The following is a 21,024-nucleotide window of genomic DNA, read 5'->3' on the forward strand; positions in this document are numbered from 1 at the left end:
GGCTTGCCTTCTGGACCAACTCCGCGCGCTGTCTCAGGGATTGATAAATGTCGATGCTGTCCAACCTTGAATTGCTTCGGCGCGTTCCTTTGTTCGCGTCGTTGACGGCCACGCAGTCCGCAAGCATCGCGGATGCGATCATCAAAAAGCGCTTCAAGCGCGCCGAAGTCGTCGTGGAACAGGGCAAGAAGTCCGATGCGCTCTACATCATCCTCACCGGACGCGCCCGCGTGACCAGTGCCGACAGTCGGGGCCGCGAGGTCATCCTGGCCACGCTGCATCCCGGCGACTATCTCGGCGAAATGAGCCTGATCGACGACGAGCCGCACTCGGCCACCGTGCGCACCGAAATCCAGTGCGACGTCCTCATGCTCGGCCGCGATGCGTTTGCGCGCTGCCTGCCCGAGAACTCCTCGATGGCCTACAACATCATGCGCGGCCTGGTGCAGCGCCTGCGCCACGCCGACCGGAAGATCGAGTCGCTGGCGCTGATGGATGTGTACGGCCGCGTGGCCCGCTCGCTGCTCGAATTCGCCGTCGATGACGGCGCCGGTAATCTCAAGGTGCGCGACAAGATTTCCCGCCAGGATTTGGCAAAGATGGTCGGCGCCTCGCGCGAAATGGTGAGCCGCGTGATGAAGGATCTGGAAGAGCGCGGCTTCGTTCAAACCTTGGACGACGGCGCGATGATCGTCAAGGAACGGCTGTTGACGCTCACCTGAGCCTCCGGGCCGGGCGCCTCTGGCGGCGCCGGCCTTTTGTTGTAGTGTTCGGGCGTCCGGCCTCCGATTTCCAGGGCCGGGTGCCGTGTTTTTCATGACCTATTCGCTCAATACGCTTCAATCTTCTTCCGCTGCCGATGGGCAACCCGTGCGCGTGCGCGCCATGCGCTTCGCCCACGAGATCACGCTGATCGCCGGATTCGCGGCGCTGTTGTTCTGGCTGCTCGCGATGCTGAGCTTCACGCCTTCCGACGCGGCCTGGTCGACCTCGGGCACCGGCGGCGAAATCAAGAACTGGGGCGGCCGCATCGGCGCCTGGCTGGCCGACGGCAGCTACTACGCGGCCGGCTACTCCGTCTGGTGGTGCCTCGCAGCCGGCCTGCGTGCCTGGTTGTCTTCGCTGGCCAACTGGCTGCGCGGCGGTGAAGCCGCACCGGCCGAGCAGCCACCTCGCGGCCGCTTCAATCGCAGCCGCCTTGCGTTCTGGTTCGGCCTCATCCTGCTGCTGTGCGCGAGCACCATGCTCGAATGGTCGCGCCTGTACCGGCTCGAATCTCACCTGCCGGGTTCGGGCGGCGGTGCGCTCGGCTATCTCGTGGGGCCGGCCAGCGTGCGATGGATGGGCTTCACCGGCTCGGCGCTGGTCGCCATTGCCGGCGGCGTGATCGGCTCGGCGCTGGTCTTCCGTTTCTCGTGGAGCCTGATTGCCGAGCGCATCGGGGCCCGCGCCTATTCGCTCTTCGAGTCGCGCCGAGAAAAGCGCGAAATGGCCGCCGACATCGCCATGGGCAAGCAGGCCGCCCGCGAGCGCGCCGAAGCCGACGAGCCTTCATTCACGCGCGACGATCCGGGCGGCAAGAGCAGTGGGCCTTCCATGACCTCCGATTTCCCCGACGACGAAGAGATCCTCATCGAGCCGCGTCCCAAGCGCCGCCCACCGTCGCCGCCGGTCCAGATCGAGCCCGCCATGACCGAAGTGCCCCGAAGCGATCGCGTCGTCAAGGAGCGCCAGAAGCCGCTCTTCAAGGAGCTCCCCGACAGCAAGTTGCCGCAGGTCGACCTGCTCGACGCGGCGCTCGTGCGCCAGGAAACCGTCTCCGCCGACACGCTCGAGATGACCTCGCGAATGATCGAGAAGAAGCTCAAGGACTTCGGTGTCGAAGTGCGCGTGGTGCTCGCCTCGCCCGGCCCGGTGATCACGCGCTACGAAATCGAGCCCGCCACCGGCGTCAAGGGCTCGCAGATCCTGGGCCTCGCCAAGGACCTCGCGCGTTCGCTCTCGCTGGTGTCGATCCGCGTGGTCGAGACCATCCCGGGCAAGAACTACATGGCGCTCGAGTTGCCGAACGCCAAGCGCCAGTCGATCAAGCTCAGCGAAATCCTGGGTTCGCAGGTCTACAACGAAGGCAAGTCGATGCTCACCATGGGCCTCGGCAAGGACATCATCGGCAACCCCGTGGTGGCCGACCTTGCGAAGATGCCGCACGTGCTGGTGGCCGGTACGACCGGCTCGGGCAAGTCGGTCGGTATCAACGCGATGATTCTTTCGCTGCTCTACAAGGCCGAGGCGCGCGACGTCCGGCTCTTGATGATCGACCCGAAGATGCTCGAAATGTCGGTCTACGAAGGCATTCCGCATCTGCTGGCGCCCGTCGTCACCGACATGCGCCAGGCTGCGCACGGCCTGAACTGGTGCGTGGCCGAGATGGAGCGCCGCTACAAGCTCATGAGCAAGCTCGGCGTGCGCAACCTGGCCGGCTACAACACCAAGATCGACGAGGCCAAGGCGCGCGAGGAGTTCATCTACAACCCCTTCAGCCTCACGCCCGACGATCCGGAGCCGCTCAAGCGCGAGCCGCACATCGTGGTGATCATCGACGAGCTGGCCGACCTGATGATGGTGGTCGGCAAGAAGATCGAAGAGCTCATTGCCCGCCTCGCGCAGAAGGCGCGCGCCGCCGGCATCCACCTGATCCTGGCCACACAGCGGCCCAGCGTGGACGTGATCACCGGCCTCATCAAGGCCAACATCCCCACGCGCATCGCGTTCTCGGTGGGCTCCAAGATCGACAGCCGCACCATCCTCGACCAGATGGGCGCCGAAGCGCTGCTGGGCATGGGCGACATGCTCTACATGGCCAGCGGCAGCGGCTTGCCGATCCGCGTGCACGGCGCCTTCGTGAGCGACGAGGAAGTGCACCGCGTGGTGGCCTACTTGAAGAGCCAGGGCGAGCCTGACTACATCGAGGGCGTGCTCGAAGGCGGCACCGTCGACGGCGACGGTGACGGCGACCTGCTCGGCGGCGGCGATGCGGAAAAAGATCCGATGTACGACCAGGCGGTCGAGGTCGTGCTCAAGAATCGCAAGGCCAGCATCTCGCTGGTGCAGCGCCACCTGAAGATCGGCTACAACCGCGCCGCGCGCCTGGTCGAAGACATGGAAAAAGCAGGCTTGGTCAGCGCCATGAGCGGCAGCGGCCAGCGCGAGATCCTGGTGCCGGCGCGCGCTGTGGAGTAATTCGAGGGCTTTGAGTTCTCAATTGGTTACGTGCTGAAAGCCAATTTGCAGAAGCGCCGATTGGAATTGCAAATCTTCATGCACGCCTACAACTGCCGCAATTCGCGGCGCGTAGGGTAAAGCTCCGTGCCACAGCTATTCGAGGAATCCAAATTGAAACTGCGTCATTGGCTGTTGATCGGCCTTCTCTGCTCCGCCAACGCCTGGGCCGGAGGTCTTGAAAGCCTCGAGACCTTCGTGAAGACGGTCAAATCCGGCCGCGCCGAATTCACCCAGACCGTGACTGCGCCCTCGCGCGAAGGCCAGCCCGGCCGCGTGAAAACGTCGACCGGTACCTTCGAATTCCAGCGTCCTGGCAAATTCAAGTTCGACTACCGCAAGCCCTTCGCCCAGAGCATCGTGGCCGACGGCAAGACGCTGTGGCTCTACGACGCCGACCTGAACCAGGTCACGCAGCGAGCCCAGGCGCAGGCGCTGGGCTCCACGCCCGCCGCGCTGATTGCCGCGGCTCCAGACCTGCGTGCGCTGCAAGCCGACTTTGCGCTCGAAGCCGCGCCCGAGCGCGACGGCCTCGAATGGGTCAAGGCCACACCGAAGAACAAGGACGGCCAGTTGCAAAGCGTGCTGGTCGGCTTCCAGGGCGATGCATTGGCGGCGCTCGAAATCCTCGACAGCTTCGGCCAGCGCTCGGTGCTCAAGTTCAGCAAGGTCGAAGTGAATCCTTCGCTCCCGGCCAGCGTGTTCGACTTCAAGGCACCCGCAGGCGCCGACGTCGTCAAGCAGTAATTAATCAGTCGCCGCCAGGTTTGGCCACCAGTTCCCACCAACCCCTTGCCGAGCGTCTTCGCCCGAAGACGCTCGGTGAAGTGATCGGCCAGCAGCACTTGCTCGGCCCGGGCATGTCGCTGCGCATCGCCTTCGAATCGGGCCAGCCGCATTCCTGCATCCTCTGGGGGCCGCCGGGCACCGGCAAGACCACCATCGCGCGCCTGATGGCTGACGCCTTCGATGCGCAGTTTCTGAGCATCAGCGCGGTGCTGGGCGGCGTGAAGGACATCCGCGAAGCCGTCGAGCGCGCCACGGCCGCGCGCGACGGGCTGGAGCAGCGGCGCACCATTGTCTTCGTGGACGAGGTGCATCGCTTCAACAAGAGCCAGCAGGACGCGTTCCTGCCGCACGTGGAATCCGGGCTTTTCACCTTCATTGGCGCGACCACCGAGAACCCTTCGTTCGAGGTCAATTCGGCCTTGCTGTCGCGGGCCGCGGTGTACGTGCTGCAGCCACTCACCGAGGGCGATCTCAAGCAGATCGTCGCCAAGGCGCAATCGATTCAGGCGGTACCGGCCATCGACGGAGCGGCCATCGACCGCCTCGTGGCCTATGCCGACGGCGATGCGCGCCGCCTGCTCAACACGCTCGAAACGCTGGCCGTCGCCGCGCGCGCCGAGAAGCTGGAGAGCATCAGCGACGAATGGCTGCTGCGCGTGCTCGGTGAGCGCATGCGGCGCTACGACAAAGGCGGCGAGCAGTTCTACGACACCATCAGCGCGCTTCACAAGTCCGTGCGCGGCAGCGATCCCGATGCCGCGCTCTACTGGTTCGTGCGCATGCTCGACGGCGGTGCCGATCCGCGCTACATGGCGCGCCGTCTCGTGCGCATGGCGAGCGAAGACATCGGCCTGGCCGACCCGCGCGCGCTGCGCCTGGCTCTCGATGCCGCCGAGGTCTACGAGCGGCTGGGCACGCCCGAGGGTGAACTCGCGCTGGCCGAATGCGTGGTGTACCTGGCGATCGCGCCCAAGTCGAACGCGGTCTACAAGGCCTACAACGCGGTGCGCGCCCTCATCAAGAAGGACAGCACGCGTCCGGTGCCGATGCACCTGCGCAATGCGCCCACCAAGCTCATGAAAGAGCTCGACTACGGCAAGGGCTACCGCTACGCGCACGACGAGGAGGGCGGTTTTGCCGCCGGTGAGAACTACCTTCCCGAGGGGCTGGAGGGCCAAGTTTTCTACGAGCCCGTGGAGCGTGGCCTCGAAATCCGCATCGGCGAAAAGCTGCGCGAACTGCGCCGCCTGAACACCGAAAAAGACGGCTGACGCCCTCTGGCAGCCGCTCTGCCACGCCGTGCATGAACTTACGCCCATACAGCATGGCGTGAGCGGGTAAACCCCGGTCGCTGCGCACCAAATCAGCGCTGGTGCTTGCTTACAATCCCGCCCACAAATCCGCCTGCGACACATGCTGGCTGGTTTTTTGCTTGTCCAGCCAAGGGCGCCAAACCGGTGCCACGGTGGGTGAATGGCACCCCGCAACGGTGCAACACATAGGGAATCGCGTTATGGAAATATTGCTGCAGCAGATCATCAACGGTCTGGTACTCGGCAGCATGTATGCCTTGATAGCCTTGGGCTACACCATGGTGTACGGCATCATCAACCTCATCAATTTCGCGCACGGAGAAGTGCTGATGGTGGGGGCTCTCACAAGCTGGACCATCATCGGACTCATGAAGGACGGCATGCCCAACACACCGGGCTGGCTCGTTCTTCTCATTGCATTGATCATTGCCTGCATCGTCGCGGCCACGCTCAATTTCGTGATCGAGAAGGTGGCCTACCGGCCGCTTCGCAACAGCCCCAAGCTCGCGCCGCTCATCACCGCCATCGGCATGTCGATCCTGCTGCAGACGCTGGCGATGATCATCTGGAAGCCGACCAACAAGGCTTACCCGAACCTCTTGCCCACCGACCCCATCCACGTGGGCGGTGCCGTGATCTCGCCCACGCAGGTCATGATCCTGAGCGTCACGGCGTTCTCGCTCGTGGTGCTGATGTGGCTGGTCAATTACACGAAGCTCGGCCGTGCGATGCGCGCTACCGCGGAGAACCCGCGCGTCGCCGCGCTCATGGGCATCCGCCCCGACATGGTCATCTCGGCCACCTTCATCATCGGCGCCGTGCTCGCGGCCATCGCCGGTGTGATGTACGCATCGAACTACGGCATCGCGCAGCACGCGATGGGCTTCCTGCCCGGCCTGAAGGCCTTCACCGCGGCCGTGTTCGGCGGCATCGGCAACCTGGCCGGCGCGGTGGTCGGCGGCATCCTGCTGGGTCTCATCGAGGCCATCGGCTCCGGCTACATCGGCACCCTCACGGGTGGCGTGCTGGGCAGCAACTACAGCGACATCTTCGCGTTCATCGTGCTGATCGTCATGCTCACCCTGCGACCGTCGGGCCTGCTCGGCGAACGCGTGGCGGACCGTGCGTAAGGAGGCCGACATGAAGAACAGCAAAAACCTCGCTCTCTACGTCATCGGCGCCATCGCGGTGCTCGCGCTGCCGCTGCTGCTGCAGATGCAGGGCAACGCCTGGGTGCGCATCGCCGACATCGCTCTGCTCTACGTGCTGCTGGCCTTGGGCCTCAACATCGTGGTCGGCTACGCGGGCCTGCTCGACCTGGGCTACGTGGCCTTCTTCGCAGTCGGCGCGTACCTCTTCGCGCTCATGGGCTCGTCGCACCTGACCGAGACCTTCCCGTGGTTCGCGCAGATGTTCCCGAACGGGCTGCACACTTCGCTGCTCATCGTGATTCCGCTCGCGCTCGTGGTGGCCGGCGTACTCGGCGTGCTGCTCGGCGCGCCCACGCTCAAGCTCCGCGGCGACTACCTCGCGATCGTCACGCTCGGCTTCGGCGAAATCATCCGCGTGTTCCTGAACAACCTGGACCAGCCGGTGAACATCACCAACGGTCCGAAGGGCATCACGGCCATCGACTCGATCAAGTTCTGGGGCCTCGACCTCGGCAAGGCCTGGAAGTTCGACGGCTTCACGATCTCCTCGGTGTCGCTGTACTACTACCTGTTCCTGGCGTTGGTGATCGCCACCATCATCATTTCGCACCGCCTGCAGGTCTCGCGCATCGGCCGCGCCTGGATGGCCATCCGCGAAGACGAGATCGCCGCCAAGGCCATGGGCATCAACACCCGCAACATGAAGCTGCTGGCCTTCGGCATGGGCGCGAGCTTCGGCGGCGTTTCGGGCGCGATGTTCGCGGCCTTCCAGGGCTTCGTGTCGCCCGAGTCCTTCAGCCTGATGGAGTCGGTGATGATCGTGGCGATGGTCGTGCTCGGCGGCATCGGGCACTTGCCCGGCGTCATCCTCGGCGCGGTGCTGCTGGCTGCATTGCCGGAAGTGCTGCGCTACGTGGCCGGCCCGCTGCAGTCGCTGACCGACGGGCGCCTGGATGCATCCATCCTGCGCCAGCTCTTCATCGCGCTCGCCATGATCGTCATCATGCTGGTGCGTCCGCGCGGCCTCTGGCCGTCGCCCGAGCACGGCAAGACGCTGGCCCGCAAGGGCGGCGTGCCGGTCGATCCGGCCCATGCGGCGGTCGCTCCCGGCTCGCTGCAGACCCACGCACCGGGCATCGATAGCCCAGCCGACGAATTGCCCGGCGGTGCCGAGCGTCCCATGTCGATCAATCCGTGAGCCGAGGAGAAACAGACATGACGACCACCACAGACACCATCCTCGACGTTCGCGGCATCTCCAAGCGCTTCGGCGGCCTGCAGGCGCTTTCCGATGTCGGCATCACCATCAAGCGCGGCCAGGTCTATGGCCTGATCGGCCCGAACGGCGCTGGCAAGACCACTTTCTTCAACGTGATCACCGGGCTCTACACGCCCGACAGCGGCACTTTCGAGCTTGCCGGCAAGCCCTACCAGCCGACGGCGGTGCACGAAGTGGCCAAGGCCGGCATTGCGCGCACCTTCCAGAACATCCGCCTCTTCGCCGAAATGACGGCGCTCGAGAACGTGATGGTCGGCCGCCACATCCGCACCCATTCGGGCGTGTTCGGCGCGATGCTGCGCACCGGCAGCTTCAAGGCCGAGGAAAAAGCCATCGCCGACCGCGCGCACGAGCTGCTCGACTACGTGGGCATCGGCAAGTTCGCCGACTACAAGGCGCGCACGCTGAGCTATGGCGACCAGCGGCGCCTGGAGATCGCCCGTGCGCTGGCCACCGACCCGCAGCTCATCGCGCTGGACGAACCCGCCGCCGGCATGAACTCGACCGAGAAGGTGCTGCTGCGCGAGCTGATCGACCGCATCCGCAAGGACGACCGCACCATCCTGATCATCGAACACGACGTCAAGCTCATCATGGGCCTGTGCGACCGTGTGACCGTGCTCGACTACGGCAAGCAGATCGCCGAGGGCACCCCTTCCGACGTGCAGAAGAACGAAAAAGTGATCGAGGCCTACCTCGGAACGGGAGGCCACTGAAATGACCGAAGCAACGATGACGAGCGAAGAAGCAACCCGCGCCACGGCGGTCGAGGCCAAGGCGGCCGGCAAGACGCTGCTCAAGGTCAGCGGCCTGAAGGTTGGCTACGGCGGCATCCAGGCCGTCAAGGGCGTGGACTTCGAGGTGCGCGAGGGCGAGCTGGTCTCGCTGATCGGCTCCAACGGCGCCGGCAAGACCACCACCATGAAGGCGATCACCGGCACGCTGCCTTCGGGCGCGGGCAGCATCGAATTCCTGGGCCGCAGCATCAAGGGCCGCGGCGCGTGGGACCTCGTGGGCGAGGGCCTCGTGATGGTGCCCGAAGGCCGTGGTGTCTTCACGCGCATGACGATCACCGAGAACCTGCAGATCGGCGCCTACATCCGCAGCGACAAGGCCGGCATCGCGAGCGACATGGAACGCGTGTTCGTCACCTTCCCGCGCCTTCGCGAACGCAAGGACCAGCTCGCCGGCACGATGTCCGGCGGCGAACAGCAGATGCTCGCCATGGGCCGCGCGCTGATGGCGCGCCCCAAGGTGCTGCTGCTCGATGAACCCACCATGGGCTTGTCGCCGATCATGTGCGACAAGATCTTCGAGGTGGTGCAGACCGTCGCCGCGCAGGGCGTGACGATCCTGCTGGTGGAGCAGAACGCGAATCGCGCGCTGCAACTGGCCGACCGCGGCTATGTGATGGAGTCGGGGCTCATCACGATGGACGGCGACGCCAAGGAACTGCTGCGCGATCCGCGCGTTCGCGCCGCTTACCTGGGCGAATAACCGGCGGCGGCCCTTGATGGCCGCCCGCGCTTGAGCACAAAAATCCGTTCACGCTGAGCTTGTCGAAGCGCCGCAAGGCTTCGACGGGCTCAGCCGGAACGTTCGATTCAGTCGACCTTTGCGCCGGTCGCTTTCACGACCTTCTCGTACTTGACCAGTTCGGTCTTCATGAAAGCACCGAACTGCTCCGGCGAGTTGCCCACCGGCTCGGCCAGCAGCGATGCGAAGCGAGTCTTCGTTTCCGGCGCATTCAGCGCGGCGACGAAGGCCTGGTTCAGCTTCACGACCATGTCGGGCGGCGTGCCGGCCGGCGCGACCAGGCCCCACCAGGTGTCGATCGAGAAGCCCTTGAGCGTGTCGGCCACCGGCGGCACCTCGGGCAGCGCGCTGCTGCGCTGCAGCGTCGTCACCGCAATCGCCTTCAACTTGCCCGAGCGGATGTTCGGCGCCGCGGTCGCGAGGTTGTCGAAGTTGAAATCGACCTGCCCCGAGATCAGCGCCAGCTGCGCCGGGTTGCCGCCGTTGTACGGAATGTGCAGCGCGAAGATGCCCGCTTCCTTCTTGAAGAGTTCACCCGCCAGGTGGCCGGCACTGCCGTTGCCGCCGCTGCCGTAGTTGAGCTTGGCGGGATTGGCCTTGGCATAGCGGACGAGGTCGGACACCGAATTGATGTTCAGGCGTTTCGCGGTGTCGGCGTTCATCACCAGCACGTTGGGCACGCGGACCATCTGCGTGATCGGCGCGAAGTCGGTGGCGGCGTTGAACGGGATCTTGCTGTAGAGCCACGGGTTGACCGCATTGGTGGCGGTGGCCGCGATGCCGATCGTGAGGCCGTCCGGCGGCGCCTTGGCCACGATGTCGGCACCGATGTTGCCGCCCGCGCCGGGCTTGTTGTCGACGATGACTGTGCCGAGAGTGTCCTTGACGCGCTCGGCCAGCATGCGCGCGGTGACGTCGATGGGGCCGCCCGCGGCATAAGGCACGACCAGGCGGATGGGGCGCTGCTGCTGGGCCGTGGCGTGTCCCGCGGCGAGGGTGGCGGCGCCTGCGAGCAGGGTGAGGAGGAAGCGTCTCGTCTTCATTTTTTTGTCTTCTGCAGAGGGGAAATCAGGGAGCGGTAATCGGAAAGCGGCAAGAGGAAATCAGGGCATGGCCTTGTCGGCCTCGGTGGTGAACGCGTCGGCAAAGAATTCTTCTTCGGGCAGGCCCGCGAGCGCCACGTAGTCGCGTTTGGCCGAGTCGACCACGATGGGCGCGCCGCAGGCATAGACCTGGTGGCCCGAGAGGTCGGCGAAGTCTTCCAGCACCGCCTGGTGGACGAAGCCGGTGCGGCCGGTCCAGTTGTCGTCGGGCGTGGCATTGGAGATCACGGGCACGTAGCGCAGGTTGGGCATCTCGGCCAGTTGCCCGCGCACCCATTCGTCCATGTACAGGTCTTCGGGCCGGCGGCCTCCCCAGTAGAGCGCGGCGGGCCGGTCGATGCCCTTGAACTTCATGTGCTCCAGCAGCGCCTTGATCGGCGCGAAGCCGGTCCCGGAGGCCAGCAGGATCATCGGCTTGTCGGAGTCCTCGCGCAGGAAGAAGCTGCCGAAGGGACCTTCGATGCGCAGGATTTCCTTTTCCTTCATGACGCCGAACACATGGTCGGTGAACTTGCCGCCTGGCAGGTGCCGCAGATGCAGTTCCATGCCGGTCCCCGGCTGGCTCAGCGTGTGCGGCGCGTTGGCCATCGAGTAGCTGCGGCGCGCGCCGTCGCGCAGGATGAATTCCACATACTGCCCCGCATGGAACTGCAGCGGCTCGCCGGCCGGCAGCTGAAGGCGCAGCATCATCACGTCGTGCGACTGGCGCGTGAGGGCCAGCACCCGCACCGGCATCTTGCGGATCGGGAGGGCCCCGGCCTCGGTGACCTGGCGCGATTCGAGCACCACGTCGCTCGTGGCGTGGGCGCAGCAGGTCAGCACGTAGCCCGCGAGCTGCTCCTCGGCGCTCAGGGCCTTGCTCTGGTGCGGGCCGAGGGTGACCTCGCCCGAGAGCTTCTTGCACTTGCAGGAGCCGCAGGCGCCGTCCTTGCAGCCATAGGGGAGGCCGATGCCTTGGCGGATGCCGGCTGCCAGGATGGTTTCGTCGCCATGGACCGTGAAATGGCGGCCGCTGGGTTCGACGGTGATGGAAAAACCGGCTTCGTGCGGCGGTGCAGCAGTCATCTGTATTCTTCGGCTTGTTTTTTCAGCCTGGGTCTGAATCGGAAAGGGAACAGGATTTTGCCTTCAATCAATAGCCCCTCCGGCGCGCTGCCGGCGCGGTTCCGGCGCGAGCGCCTCCTCGTCGTCGGTTGCGGCGATGTCGGACAGCGCGTGGCGCGCGACCTGCGCGGGCGCATGCAGCTGGTGGCGCTCACGTCTTCGGCGAAGCGGGTCGCCGCGTTGCGCGAAGCGGGAATCCGCCCGCTGGTGGGCAACCTGGACGAGCCGGCCACGCTGCGCCGGCTGGCGGGCATCGCGACGCGGGTGCTGCACCTCGCACCGCCCGCACGCGACGGCGGCGCCGCCTGGTGGCGCGACCAGCGCACCACAGCCTTGGCGCGGGCGCTTCGGCTGCGCTCGGTGCCCCTGGCCTTCGTCTACGGCTCGACCAGCGGGGTGTACGGCGATTGCGGCGGTGCTCGCGTGAGCGAAACTCGCGCCGTGCGGCCCGACACGCCACGCTCCCACCGCCGCGTGGACGCCGAGCGCGTCGTGCGCTGGCTCGGCCGTAGTGCGGGCGTGCGCGCGAGCATCCTGCGCATTCCGGGCATCTACGCGCCGGACCGGGAGAACGGCACGCCTCGCGCGCGTCTGCAGCGCGGCACGCCGGTGCTGCGGCAGGAGGACGACGTCTACACGAGCCACATCCATGCCGACGACCTGGCGCGCGCCTGCATCGCCTCGCTGTTCCGGGGGCGGCCGCAGCGCATCGTCCATGCGTCGGACGACACCGAGCTGCGGATGGGCGATTACTTCGATCTCGCGGCCGATCTCTATGGCATGCAGCGACCGCCGCGCGTGGCGCGCGAGGAGGCCGAGCGCCAGTTGCCGCTGCAGTTGCTGAGCTTCATGGGCGAATCGCGCCGGCTCGACAACACGCGGCTCAAGCGCGAATTGCGGGTGCGGCTCGCGCATCCGACGGTGCACACCGGCCTGCGAGAGGACGGCTGACAGCGTAGTGCCATGCGCAAGCTGGCGCACGGCTTGCGGACGCCGGTGCCGCAAGGGCAGGCGCGATGCGCTCGTCACCGCGGCCAAGTTGGCCGGCTAACCCCGTTTAGCAGGGGATGCGCATTCGGGCGCGACCTGGTCGAGTGCCAGCACGAGCCGCTCCACGAGGCGTGTGCTGTACGGTTGCTGGGGATGGATGTCGTCCACCATGTCGGCGGCGTCGAAGCGCGCCGCGCCCCAGTCGGCAAACAGAACGCCTTCTTCTTGTGCCACGCGACGTGCCGTGGCGTCGTAGCCGTCCCGCTGCGGCATGCGGTCGGCTTTCACCTGCGAGAGGCCGGTGACGATCGATGTCTTGCCGGCGGCCTGGACGTAATCGACCATCCCGCGCAGGGCCGGCTCGTACTGGTAGTTGTTGCCGGCATCGTTGATCCCGTACTGCAGCACCACGACGCGCGCCGGCATCGGTTGCAGCACGAAAGTCGGCAAGCGCTTGTGGGCGCTGTCGCCGGGTGAGCTGTAGTCGGCAATCGTCCAGGCGGGGCGAATGCGCTTGAGCGCGGCAGCCGGCGGTTCCTTGATGCGGTTCGCCAGCGAGGCGCCGAACCCGCCGTAGAGGATCGAATCGCCCCAGAGGGCAACGGTGCAATCGGGCGCTGCAAGAGCGGGTGCGGCACCAAGCGCCAGGGCCAGCCAGAGAAGAGTGGGGAGGGGGCGCACGGTACGGCGCGAGCGATTTCGCATGGCGTTCAGTGTGCCTCTCGACGATGAACGGGGAAGCCTTTTTCCCATATCGACAGCAAGGTATCGATGGTGCCCGGGGCCGGAATCGAACCGGCACACCTTTCGGTGGGGGATTTTGAGTCCCCTGCGTCTACCAATTTCACCACCCGGGCAGGGTTCTGAACGAAGCCCAAAATTATGGCACAGTGGCTGCCATGAATTATCCGACGATCGAAGATGCCATTGGCAAGACCCCCTTGGTCGCCCTGCAACGCATCGATGCAGCTGAAAACGCCAAGCGCGGCAACGTGATCCTCGGCAAGCTCGAAGGCAACAATCCCGCCGGTTCGGTGAAAGACCGGCCAGCCCTTTCGATGATCAAGCGCGCCGAGGAGCGCGGCGAAGTCAAGCCCGGCGACACGCTGATCGAAGCCACCTCGGGCAACACCGGCATCGCGCTCGCGATGGCGGCGGCCATCAAGGGCTACCGCATGGTGCTGATCATGCCGGAGGACCTCTCCGTCGAGCGCGCCCAGACCATGAAGGCCTTCGGCGCCGAGCTGGTGCTCACGCCCAAGAGCGGCGGCATGGAATACGCCCGCGACCTCGCCGAGCAGATGGTCGCCCAAGGCAAGGGCCGGGTGCTCGACCAGTTCGCCAACCCCGACAACCCGCGCATCCACTACGAGACGACAGGCCCCGAGATCTGGGCCGACACGAAGGGCAAGATCACGCACTTCGTGAGCGCCATGGGCACCACCGGCACCATCACCGGCGTCTCGCGCTTCCTGAAGGAAAAGAACCCCGCGGTGCGCATCATCGGCGCGCAGCCGGCCGAAGGCTCGCGCATTCCGGGCATCCGCAAGTGGCCCACCGAATACCTGCCGAAGATCTACGACCCGAGCCGCGTCGATGAAGAAATCAGCGTGAGCCAGGACAACGCCGAGGAAATGTGCCGGCGCCTTGCGCGCGAAGAGGGCATCTTCGGCGGCATCTCGGCGGCGGGTGCGTTGTGGGCGGCGCTCGAGGTCGCCAAGAAGGTCGAGAACGCCACCATCGTGTTCGTGGTGTGCGACCGAGGCGACAGGTATCTGTCGACCGGCGTCTTCCCCGCATAAATCAATAACAGATCCCGCTGCAGCCCCGATCAATGGGCGCTGCAAGCCATAACAAGAGCCGCCCCATGCCCCACCCCAAGTTTTGCCAGGTCTGTGCCACGCCCCTCGAATGGATCGCGTTGATGGAAGACGGCGGTCCCAAGGAGCGCCTGCGCTGCCCGAACTGCGGCCATACGCACTGGAACAACCCGACGCCGGTGCTCGCAGCCATCGTCGAATATCGTGGCCAGGTGCTGCTGGCGCGCAATGCGGCATGGCCCGGCAAGATGTTCGCGCTGATCACCGGCTTCATGGAAGCCGGTGAGACACCCGAGGAAGGCATCGCGCGCGAGGTGAAGGAAGAAACGAATCTCGACGTGAGCGCCACGAAGCTCGTGGGCGCCTACGACTTCCAGCGCATGAACCAGATCATCATCGCCTACCACGTGGTGGCCGATGGCGAGGTGAAGCTCTCGCCCGAGCTGGTCGATTACCGCCTCTACGACCTGCCTGACCTCCGGTGCTGGCCCGCGGGCACCGGCTATGCGTTGGCCGATTGGCTGCGCACGCGCGGCCACGAGCCCGTGTTCTTCACCGCTGCCGAAAACGAAGAGCGGCGTCGCGGGCTCAACCTGCCGACCGAGGAGCCCCAGCGTGGAAGTTGATCGCGAAATCGACACGCGCGGACTGAACTGCCCGCTGCCCATCCTCAAGGCGAAGAAGTCGCTCAACGACATGGCGAGCGGACAACTGCTCAAGGTGGTGTCGACCGATCCGGGCTCGGTGCGCGACTTCCAGGCCTTCGCGCGCCAGACCGGCAACGAGCTGATGGAGCAGCAGACGGTCGGCACCGACTTCATTCACGTATTGAAGCGGCGCTAGCGAGAGCACGCACCAAAAGGAAAGGGGCCTGCGTGGCCCCTTTCTTATTCAGTGCTTCCCGGCACCCCTCAGAGCTTCAGGCTCTTGAGGTATTCGCGGAATTCGGCGCCCACCTCGGGGTGCGCGAGGGCCAGTTCCACGCTGGCCTGCAGGAAGCCTTCCTTGCTGCCGCAGTCGTAGCGGATGCCTTTGTAGGAATAGGCGTAGACCGATTCCTTCTTCATCAGCGCCGCGATGCCGTCGGTCAGCTGGATCTCGCCGCCCGCGCCCTTGGGCTGGTTGCGGATCTCGTCGAATACGCCCGGCGTGAGGATGTAGCGGCCCGCCACGCCAAGGCGCGAGGGCGCGTCTTCGGGCTTCGGCTTCTCGACCATGCGGTTGACCTTCACCAGGCCCTCTTCGATCTGCTCGCCGGCCACGATGCCGTAGCGCTTGACGTGCGCGAGCGGCACTTCCTGCACCGCCAGCAGCGAGCCGCCCAGGCGCGCGAATGCGGCCGTCATCTGCGCGAGCACCGGCTCGCCGCCCTCGGGGCCGACCATCAAGTCGTCCGCCAGCAGCACGGCGAAGGGCTCGTTGCCGACCAGGTGCTCGGCGCACAGCACGGCATGGCCGAGGCCCAGCATGCGCGGCTGGCGCACGTAGGAGCAGGTCATGTCATCGGGCATCACCGAGCGTGCGATGTTCAGCAGCGCATCCTTGCCGCTGGCTTCGAGCTGGCTTTCGAGTTCGTAAGCGGTGTCGTAGTGATCTTCGATCGCACGCTTGTTGCGGCCGGTCACAAAAATCATGTCGCGGATGCCTGCGGCATAGGCTTCTTCGACGGCGTACTGGATCAGCGGCTTGTCGACCACCGGCAGCATTTCCTTCGGTTGTGCCTTGGTGGCTGGCAGAAAGCGGGTGCCAAAGCCAGCAACAGGAAATACGGCCTTGCGGATGCGTGTCGAGGAAGTGGACATGGGCAGTTCAGCGTCTTTCTGAAAGGGGAGGGAAATTCCGGATGCGGGACGGCAAGAAGCCGCATCCAGAATCCTAAACGCCTTCGATGCCCTGCGTCTGTCAGCCTAGGCGTACAAGTTGGTCGCGAAGTCGCTCCAACATGGCGCTAAAGTCAGTCAGACGTTTACGTTCTTGCTCGATCACCGCCGGCGGGGCCTTCGCGACAAACGCTTCGTTACCGAGTTTGGCGTGCACCTTGGCGATCTCGCCTTCGATGCGCGCGATCTCCTTGCCGATGCGAAGCTTCTCTGCGGCCTTGTCGATTTCCATGTGCAGGCACAGGCGCGCAGCGCCCACTACAGCCACGGGGGCCGCTTCGGCCGCCGCCTGCCACGAGGCCCTCGTCGTCGAAGACCTTCACTTCCTTGAGCTTGGCGAGCGCCTGCAGCACCGGCGCCGATTCGCGCAGGAACGCCGCGCCTTCGGCATCGTCGGCCACCGCGTAGAGCGGCAGGCGCGTGGCGGGCGACACGTTCATCTCGCCGCGCAGCGTGCGGCATGCATCCACCAGCGCCTTCAGCCGCGCGACGTGCGCCTCGGCCGCCTCGTCGATCTTCTCGGGCTGGCTCTTCGGATAGGCCGCGATCATGATCGACTCGCCTTCGCGGCCCGCCACCTTCGAGACCTTCTGCCAGAGTTCTTCGGTGATGAACGGAATGATCGGATGCGCGAGGCGCAGCAGCGTCTCGAGCGTGCGGATCAGCGTGCGGCGCGTGGCGCGCTTCTGCGATTCGTCGCCGGTCTGGATCTGCACCTTGGCGATCTCCAGGTACCAGTCGCAGAACTCGTCCCAGGCGAACTGGTAGATCGCGTTGGCCACGTTGTCGAGGCGATATTCCTCGAAGCCCTTGGCCACTTCGGCCTCCACACGCTGGAGTTGCGAGACGATCCAGTAGTCCGCGCGGCTGAACTTCAGATAGCCGTGGGCCGGGCCGCCGACCTTGCACTCTTCCTTCGTGTGCTCCATCAGGCCGCAGTCCTGGCCTTCGCAGTTCATCAGCACGAAGCGCGTGGCGTTCCACAGCTTGTTGCAGAAGTTGCGATAACCCTCGCAGCGCTTCGAGTCGAAGTTGATGTTGCGACCCAGCGATGCGAGCGATGCGAAAGTGAAGCGCAGCGCATCGGCGCCGAAGGCCGGAATGCCGTCCGGAAATTCCTTTTGCGTGTTCTTGCGCACCGCGGGCGCCGTCTCGGGCTTGCGCAGGCCTTGCGTGCGTTTGTCGAGCAACTCGGGCAATTGAATGCCGTCGATCAGGTCCACCGGGTCGAGCACATTGCCCTCGGACTTGCTCATCTTCTTGCCCTGCGCATCGCGCACCAGGCCGTGCATGTACACGTCCTTGAAGGGCACCTTGCCGATGAAGTGCTTGGTCATCATGATCATCCGGGCGACCCAGAAGAAGATGATGTCGTAGCCGGTCACGAGCACCTGCGAAGGCAGGTAGAGCTCGAGGTCCTGCGTCTTTGCGGGCCAGCCCAGCGAAGAGAAGGGCACCAGCGCCGCGGAGTACCAGGTGTCGAGCACGTCCTCGTCGCGGGTGAGCTTCTTGCCCGGCGCCTTGGCTTGCGCATCGGCCTCGCTCTCGGCCACGTACACATTGCCTTCCTCGTCGTACCAGGCCGGAATCTGGTGGCCCCACCAGAGCTGGCGCGAGATGGTCCAGTCCTGGATGTTCTCCATCCAGTGGTTGTAGGTGTTGACCCAGTTCTCGGGCACGAAGCGCACTTCGCCCGACTTCACCACGTCGATCGCCTTCTGCGCGATCGACTGGCCGTCGGCGCCGGGGCGCGTCATCGCCACGTACCACTGGTCGGTGAGCATCGGTTCGACGATGGCGCCCGAGCGCGCGCAGCGCGGCACCATCAGCTTGTGCTTCTTCACCTCGACGAGCAGGCCGAGTGCATCGAGGTCGGCCACGATGGCCTTGCGCGCCACGAAGCGGTCCATGCCGCGGTACTTCTCGGGCGCGTTGTCGTTGATGGTCGCGTCCAGCGTGAGGATGCCGATCATCTCGAGCTTGTGGCGCTGGCCGACCGCGTAGTCGTTGTAGTCGTGGGCGGGCGTGACCTTCACGACGCCGGTGCCGAATTCCTTGTCGACGTAGTCGTCCGCAATGATCGGGATCAGCCGGTCCACCAGCGGCAGCTTCACGCGCTGGCCGATCAGGTGCTTGTAGCGCTGGTCTTCGGGGTGGACCATCACGGCCGTGTCGCCGAGCATGGTCTCGGGCCGGGTGGTGGCCACGGTCAGCGTGCCGCTGCCGTCTTCAAGGGGGTAGGCGATGTGCCAGAGCGAGCCGTCTTCCTCTTCGCTCTCGACCTCCAGGTCGCTCACCGAGGTCTTGAGCACCGGGTCCCAGTTGCCCAGGCGCTTGCCGCGGTAGATGAGGCCCTCTTCGTACAGCTTCACGAAGGTCTGCGTCACGACCGCCGAGAGGTCGTCGTCCATCGTGAAGTACTCGCGGCTCCAGTCCACCGTGTCGCCCATGCGGCGCATCTGCTGGGTGATGGTGTTGCCCGACTTCTCTTTCCATTCCCACACGCGCGCCACGAAGTTCTTGCGGCCCAGGTCGTGGCGGCTGATCTTCTGCTCCTGCAACTGGCGCTCCACCACGATCTGCGTGGCGATGCCGGCGTGGTCGGTGCCCGGCACCCACAGCGTGTTGTCGCCCTTCATGCGGTGGTAGCGCGTGAGGCTGTCCATCACCGTCTGGTTGAACGCATGGCCCATGTGCAGCGTGCCCGTCACGTTGGGCGGCGGCAGCTGGATCGCGAACGAATCGGCGCCTTCCTTGGGTTGCTGCGTGCCGCGGTAGCCGGCCTTGGCGTAGCCGCGCTTTTCCCATTCGGGGCCCCAGTGCGCCTCGATGGCGGTGGGTTCGAACGATTTGGAGAGGCTCTCCAGACCAGGTTGGGCGGCAGGGGTGGTGGGTTCGCTCATGGGGAATGCGGGGAAGTGCAGAGCGGCGCCTTCGAGGGCGCCGCGTGGGGACAGGTGGGACAGCCGGCGATTTTACCGGGCGGCTTGCTGACACGGCAGCCACTCATAATTCCGGGATGCTCTTCCTGCTTTCCCCTGCAAAGTCACTCGACTACGACACTCCGGTCCCCCCTGAAGTCCCTGCCACCCAACCCCATTTCGAAAGCCCGCACGGTCCCTCGACCGAGCTCATCAAGATTCTGCGCGAGAAGTCCCCGCTCGAGATTTCCGAGCTCATGCACCTGTCGGACAAGCTCTCCGCCCTCAACGCGGCGCGCTATGAGGCCTGGTCTTCCAAGAGCACCGCGAAGAACGCCCGCCAGGCCGCCTTCGCATTCGACGGCGACGTTTACGGCGGCCTCGATGCACGCAGCCTCACGCCCGCGCAACTGGCTTGGGCGCAAGACCACGTCTGCATCCTGAGCGGCCTCTACGGCCTCTTGCGCCCGCTCGACCGCCTGCAGCCTTACCGCCTCGAAATGGGCACGCAACTGGCCAACCGCCACGGCAAGGACCTGTACGCCTTCTGGGGCTCGCGCATCGCCGAGCACCTGAACGAGCGCCTCGCGGCCGACCGCACGCCGGTGGTCGTCAACGTCGCCTCGCAGGAATACTTCAAGTCGGTCGATCAGAAGGTGCTCAAGGCCCGCGTGGTCGAGTGCGTGTTCCAGGAGTGGAAGGGCGACAAGTACAAGATCGTGAGCTTCTTCGCCAAGCGCGCCCGCGGCCTGCTGGCCCGTTGGGCCGTGCAGCACAAGGCGGCCACGCCCAAGGCGCTGGAAAAATTCGACCTCGAGGGTTATGGTTTCGACGCGAGTGCATCGACAGCCGAAAGGCTGGTGTTCAGGAGGAAACTGGAATGACCCCCAGTCTTCGCGCACTTCGTGTCGCTTCGCCAACCCCCTTGCAGGGGGCAACACCTGCGGCCCGGCAAAGCCGGTTCCGCGGTGTTTCTCGAATGGATTCGTGGGATTTCATGGAGGAATGCTGAGATGTCCCAACCGATCAGTCCGGAGCTGCGCGAATGGCTGGTGGCCCAGCTGGCGGCCGGTCATTCGGTGCCTGCGCTGCGTGCGTCGATGCGCGCGGCCGGCTGGCACGATTCGGCCACCGACGTGGCGCTGGCCCAACTGGAGGCCGGCTTCCCCAATGTCGAGGTGGCGCTGACGCCGGCGCGCACCGAAATGCCCGGCCCCGACCTCGACGGCGCGCCGCTGTACCTGGATGCCGGCGATCGCCAGGTGCAGGTGCTGCAGACGATGCGGCATCCGCGCGTCATCGTCTTCGGCAACCTGCTGTCGGTGGAGGAATGCGAAGGGCTGATCGCCGCGGCGCGCGTGCGGCTCGCGCGCTCGCTCACCGTGGAAACACGCACCGGCGGCGAGGTGCTCAACGTCGATCGCACGAGCGACGGCATGTTCTTCGAGCGCGGCGAGAACGAGATCGTCGCGCGCCTGGAGCAGCGCCTGGCCATGCTGCTGCGCTGGCCGCTCGAATACGGCGAAGGCCTGCAGATCCTGCGCTACGCGCCCGGCGCGCAGTACCGCCCGCACTACGACTACTTCGATCCGAACGAGCCCGGCACGCCCACCATCCTGAAGCGGGGCGGCCAGCGCGTGGCCACGCTCGTGATGTACTTGCAGGAGCCCGAGCAGGGCGGCGCCACCACCTTCCCCGACGTAGGGCTCGAAGTGGCGCCCGTGCGCGGCACCGGCGTCTTCTTCAGCTACGACCGGCCCGATCCCGTCACCCGCACGCTGCATGGCGGCGCGCCGGTGCTGGCCGGCGAGAAGTGGGTCGCCACCAAGTGGCTGCGAGAGCGCGAATTCAAATAACAA

18 protein-coding genes, 1 tRNA gene and 1 pseudogene are annotated in these 21,024 nt (G+C 65.6%); 14 read left to right on the top strand and 6 right to left on the bottom strand.

What is annotated here, in order from left to right; genetic code table 11:
- Window positions 1-47: 47 nt before the first annotated feature.
- The 8 genes from QF040_RS31990 to QF040_RS32025 all read left to right on the top strand — a co-directional run bounded on the left by QF040_RS31990 (window position 48) and on the right by QF040_RS32025 (window position 9,308).
- Window positions 48-722 carry a Crp/Fnr family transcriptional regulator gene (locus tag QF040_RS31990; protein ID WP_013539844.1) on the top strand — a complete coding sequence of 225 codons (675 nt, stop codon included), beginning with the start codon at window positions 48-50 and terminating at the stop codon, window positions 720-722.
- Window positions 723-816: 94 nt separating this feature from the next.
- A complete protein-coding gene (locus QF040_RS31995; RefSeq protein ID WP_429614267.1) occupies window positions 817-3,240 on the top strand; it encodes a DNA translocase FtsK in 2,424 nt (807 codons plus the stop codon).
- Between the two features lie 153 nt (window positions 3,241-3,393).
- Window positions 3,394-4,026, top strand: coding sequence for an outer membrane lipoprotein chaperone LolA (gene lolA / locus QF040_RS32000; RefSeq protein WP_013539846.1), 633 nt, complete (start codon window positions 3,394-3,396; stop codon window positions 4,024-4,026).
- 20 nt (window positions 4,027-4,046) lie between these two features.
- Window positions 4,047-5,339: a replication-associated recombination protein A gene (locus QF040_RS32005; protein WP_429614268.1), complete on the top strand. Its 1,293-nt coding sequence runs from the start codon at window positions 4,047-4,049 to the stop codon at window positions 5,337-5,339.
- Window positions 5,340-5,581: 242 nt separating this feature from the next.
- A complete protein-coding gene (locus tag QF040_RS32010) occupies window positions 5,582-6,511 on the top strand; it encodes a branched-chain amino acid ABC transporter permease (RefSeq protein ID WP_013539848.1) in 930 nt (309 codons plus the stop codon).
- Window positions 6,512-6,521: 10 nt separating this feature from the next.
- Window positions 6,522-7,730 carry a branched-chain amino acid ABC transporter permease gene (locus tag QF040_RS32015; protein WP_176660509.1) on the top strand — a complete coding sequence of 403 codons (1,209 nt, stop codon included), beginning with the start codon at window positions 6,522-6,524 and terminating at the stop codon, window positions 7,728-7,730.
- Window positions 7,731-7,747: 17 nt separating this feature from the next.
- Complete coding sequence (locus tag QF040_RS32020; RefSeq protein WP_429614269.1) at window positions 7,748-8,527, top strand: ABC transporter ATP-binding protein; 780 nt, start codon at window positions 7,748-7,750, stop codon at window positions 8,525-8,527.
- Window positions 8,528-8,543: 16 nt separating this feature from the next.
- Window positions 8,544-9,308 carry an ABC transporter ATP-binding protein gene (locus QF040_RS32025; protein WP_306880275.1) on the top strand — a complete coding sequence of 255 codons (765 nt, stop codon included), beginning with the start codon at window positions 8,544-8,546 and terminating at the stop codon, window positions 9,306-9,308.
- A gap of 107 nt (window positions 9,309-9,415) precedes the next feature.
- Here QF040_RS32025 and QF040_RS32030 read toward each other — a convergent pair whose 3' ends face one another.
- Window positions 9,416-10,390 (bottom strand): Bug family tripartite tricarboxylate transporter substrate binding protein, encoded by a 975-nt coding sequence (locus QF040_RS32030; protein ID WP_429614270.1) that lies wholly within the window; start codon window positions 10,388-10,390, stop codon window positions 9,416-9,418.
- Window positions 10,391-10,450: 60 nt separating this feature from the next.
- The gene (locus QF040_RS32035) at window positions 10,451-11,515 is read right to left on the bottom strand and encodes a CDP-6-deoxy-delta-3,4-glucoseen reductase (protein ID WP_429614271.1); all 1,065 of its coding nucleotides are present in this window, start codon (window positions 11,513-11,515) and stop codon (window positions 10,451-10,453) included.
- A 57-nt stretch (window positions 11,516-11,572) separates the two neighbouring features.
- Between QF040_RS32035 and QF040_RS32040 the strand changes: the two genes are divergently transcribed.
- A complete protein-coding gene (locus QF040_RS32040; RefSeq protein ID WP_429614272.1) occupies window positions 11,573-12,505 on the top strand; it encodes an NAD-dependent epimerase/dehydratase family protein in 933 nt (310 codons plus the stop codon).
- A gap of 96 nt (window positions 12,506-12,601) precedes the next feature.
- Here QF040_RS32040 and QF040_RS32045 read toward each other — a convergent pair whose 3' ends face one another.
- Both QF040_RS32045 and QF040_RS32050 read right to left on the bottom strand, forming a co-directional pair.
- The gene (locus QF040_RS32045; RefSeq protein ID WP_429614273.1) at window positions 12,602-13,249 is read right to left on the bottom strand and encodes an SGNH/GDSL hydrolase family protein; all 648 of its coding nucleotides are present in this window, start codon (window positions 13,247-13,249) and stop codon (window positions 12,602-12,604) included.
- Window positions 13,250-13,316: 67 nt separating this feature from the next.
- Window positions 13,317-13,401 (bottom strand) — tRNA-Leu (locus QF040_RS32050).
- 42 nt (window positions 13,402-13,443) lie between these two features.
- Here QF040_RS32050 and cysM point away from each other — a divergent pair.
- From cysM to QF040_RS32065, 3 genes are all read left to right on the top strand, one after another.
- Window positions 13,444-14,346 carry a cysteine synthase CysM gene (gene cysM, locus QF040_RS32055; protein ID WP_429614274.1) on the top strand — a complete coding sequence of 301 codons (903 nt, stop codon included), beginning with the start codon at window positions 13,444-13,446 and terminating at the stop codon, window positions 14,344-14,346.
- Between the two features lie 65 nt (window positions 14,347-14,411).
- A complete protein-coding gene (locus QF040_RS32060) occupies window positions 14,412-14,990 on the top strand; it encodes an NUDIX domain-containing protein (RefSeq protein WP_429614275.1) in 579 nt (192 codons plus the stop codon).
- Window positions 14,980-15,207 (top strand): sulfurtransferase TusA family protein, encoded by a 228-nt coding sequence (locus tag QF040_RS32065; RefSeq protein ID WP_013539858.1) that lies wholly within the window; start codon window positions 14,980-14,982, stop codon window positions 15,205-15,207. The genes QF040_RS32060 and QF040_RS32065 overlap by 11 nt, the downstream gene beginning before the upstream one ends.
- Window positions 15,208-15,275: 68 nt before the next feature.
- On the opposite strand, the gene galU is transcribed toward QF040_RS32065, so the two are convergent.
- Complete coding sequence (gene galU / locus QF040_RS32070; RefSeq protein WP_013539859.1) at window positions 15,276-16,166, bottom strand: UTP--glucose-1-phosphate uridylyltransferase GalU; 891 nt, start codon at window positions 16,164-16,166, stop codon at window positions 15,276-15,278.
- A 100-nt stretch (window positions 16,167-16,266) separates the two neighbouring features.
- Window positions 16,267-19,147: pseudogene (locus QF040_RS32075) on the bottom strand (valine--tRNA ligase).
- Between the two features lie 116 nt (window positions 19,148-19,263).
- On the opposite strand from QF040_RS32075, the gene yaaA reads away from it, so the two are divergent.
- Together yaaA and QF040_RS32085 are read left to right on the top strand one after the other, a co-directional pair.
- Window positions 19,264-20,049 carry a peroxide stress protein YaaA gene (gene yaaA, locus QF040_RS32080; protein WP_429614276.1) on the top strand — a complete coding sequence of 262 codons (786 nt, stop codon included), beginning with the start codon at window positions 19,264-19,266 and terminating at the stop codon, window positions 20,047-20,049.
- 129 nt (window positions 20,050-20,178) lie between these two features.
- Window positions 20,179-21,021: a 2OG-Fe(II) oxygenase gene (locus QF040_RS32085; RefSeq protein WP_306879981.1), complete on the top strand. Its 843-nt coding sequence runs from the start codon at window positions 20,179-20,181 to the stop codon at window positions 21,019-21,021.
- Window positions 21,022-21,024: the final 3 nt, after the last annotated feature.

This window comes from Variovorax sp. W2I14, from assembly GCF_050435205.1.
GTDB lineage: Bacteria > Pseudomonadota > Gammaproteobacteria > Burkholderiales > Burkholderiaceae_C > Variovorax > Variovorax paradoxus_C.

Coding starts and splice junctions, on each gene's coding strand:
- QF040_RS32010 (WP_013539848.1), top strand. CDS start 5,582: ATGGAAATATTGCTGCAGCAGATCATCAACGGTCTGGTACTCGGCAGC.
- yaaA (WP_429614276.1), top strand. CDS start 19,264: ATGCTCTTCCTGCTTTCCCCTGCAAAGTCACTCGACTACGACACTCCG.
- QF040_RS32045 (WP_429614273.1), bottom strand. CDS start 13,249: ATGCGAAATCGCTCGCGCCGTACCGTGCGCCCCCTCCCCACTCTTCTC.
- QF040_RS32025 (WP_306880275.1), top strand. CDS start 8,544: ATGACGAGCGAAGAAGCAACCCGCGCCACGGCGGTCGAGGCCAAGGCG.
- QF040_RS32060 (WP_429614275.1), top strand. CDS start 14,412: ATGCCCCACCCCAAGTTTTGCCAGGTCTGTGCCACGCCCCTCGAATGG.
- QF040_RS32035 (WP_429614271.1), bottom strand. CDS start 11,515: ATGACTGCTGCACCGCCGCACGAAGCCGGTTTTTCCATCACCGTCGAA.
- QF040_RS32020 (WP_429614269.1), top strand. CDS start 7,748: ATGACGACCACCACAGACACCATCCTCGACGTTCGCGGCATCTCCAAG.
- QF040_RS32085 (WP_306879981.1), top strand. CDS start 20,179: ATGTCCCAACCGATCAGTCCGGAGCTGCGCGAATGGCTGGTGGCCCAG.
- QF040_RS32030 (WP_429614270.1), bottom strand. CDS start 10,390: ATGAAGACGAGACGCTTCCTCCTCACCCTGCTCGCAGGCGCCGCCACC.
- QF040_RS31990 (WP_013539844.1), top strand. CDS start 48: ATGTCGATGCTGTCCAACCTTGAATTGCTTCGGCGCGTTCCTTTGTTC.
- QF040_RS32015 (WP_176660509.1), top strand. CDS start 6,522: ATGAAGAACAGCAAAAACCTCGCTCTCTACGTCATCGGCGCCATCGCG.
- QF040_RS31995 (WP_429614267.1), top strand. CDS start 817: ATGACCTATTCGCTCAATACGCTTCAATCTTCTTCCGCTGCCGATGGG.
- cysM (WP_429614274.1), top strand. CDS start 13,444: ATGAATTATCCGACGATCGAAGATGCCATTGGCAAGACCCCCTTGGTC.
- galU (WP_013539859.1), bottom strand. CDS start 16,166: ATGTCCACTTCCTCGACACGCATCCGCAAGGCCGTATTTCCTGTTGCT.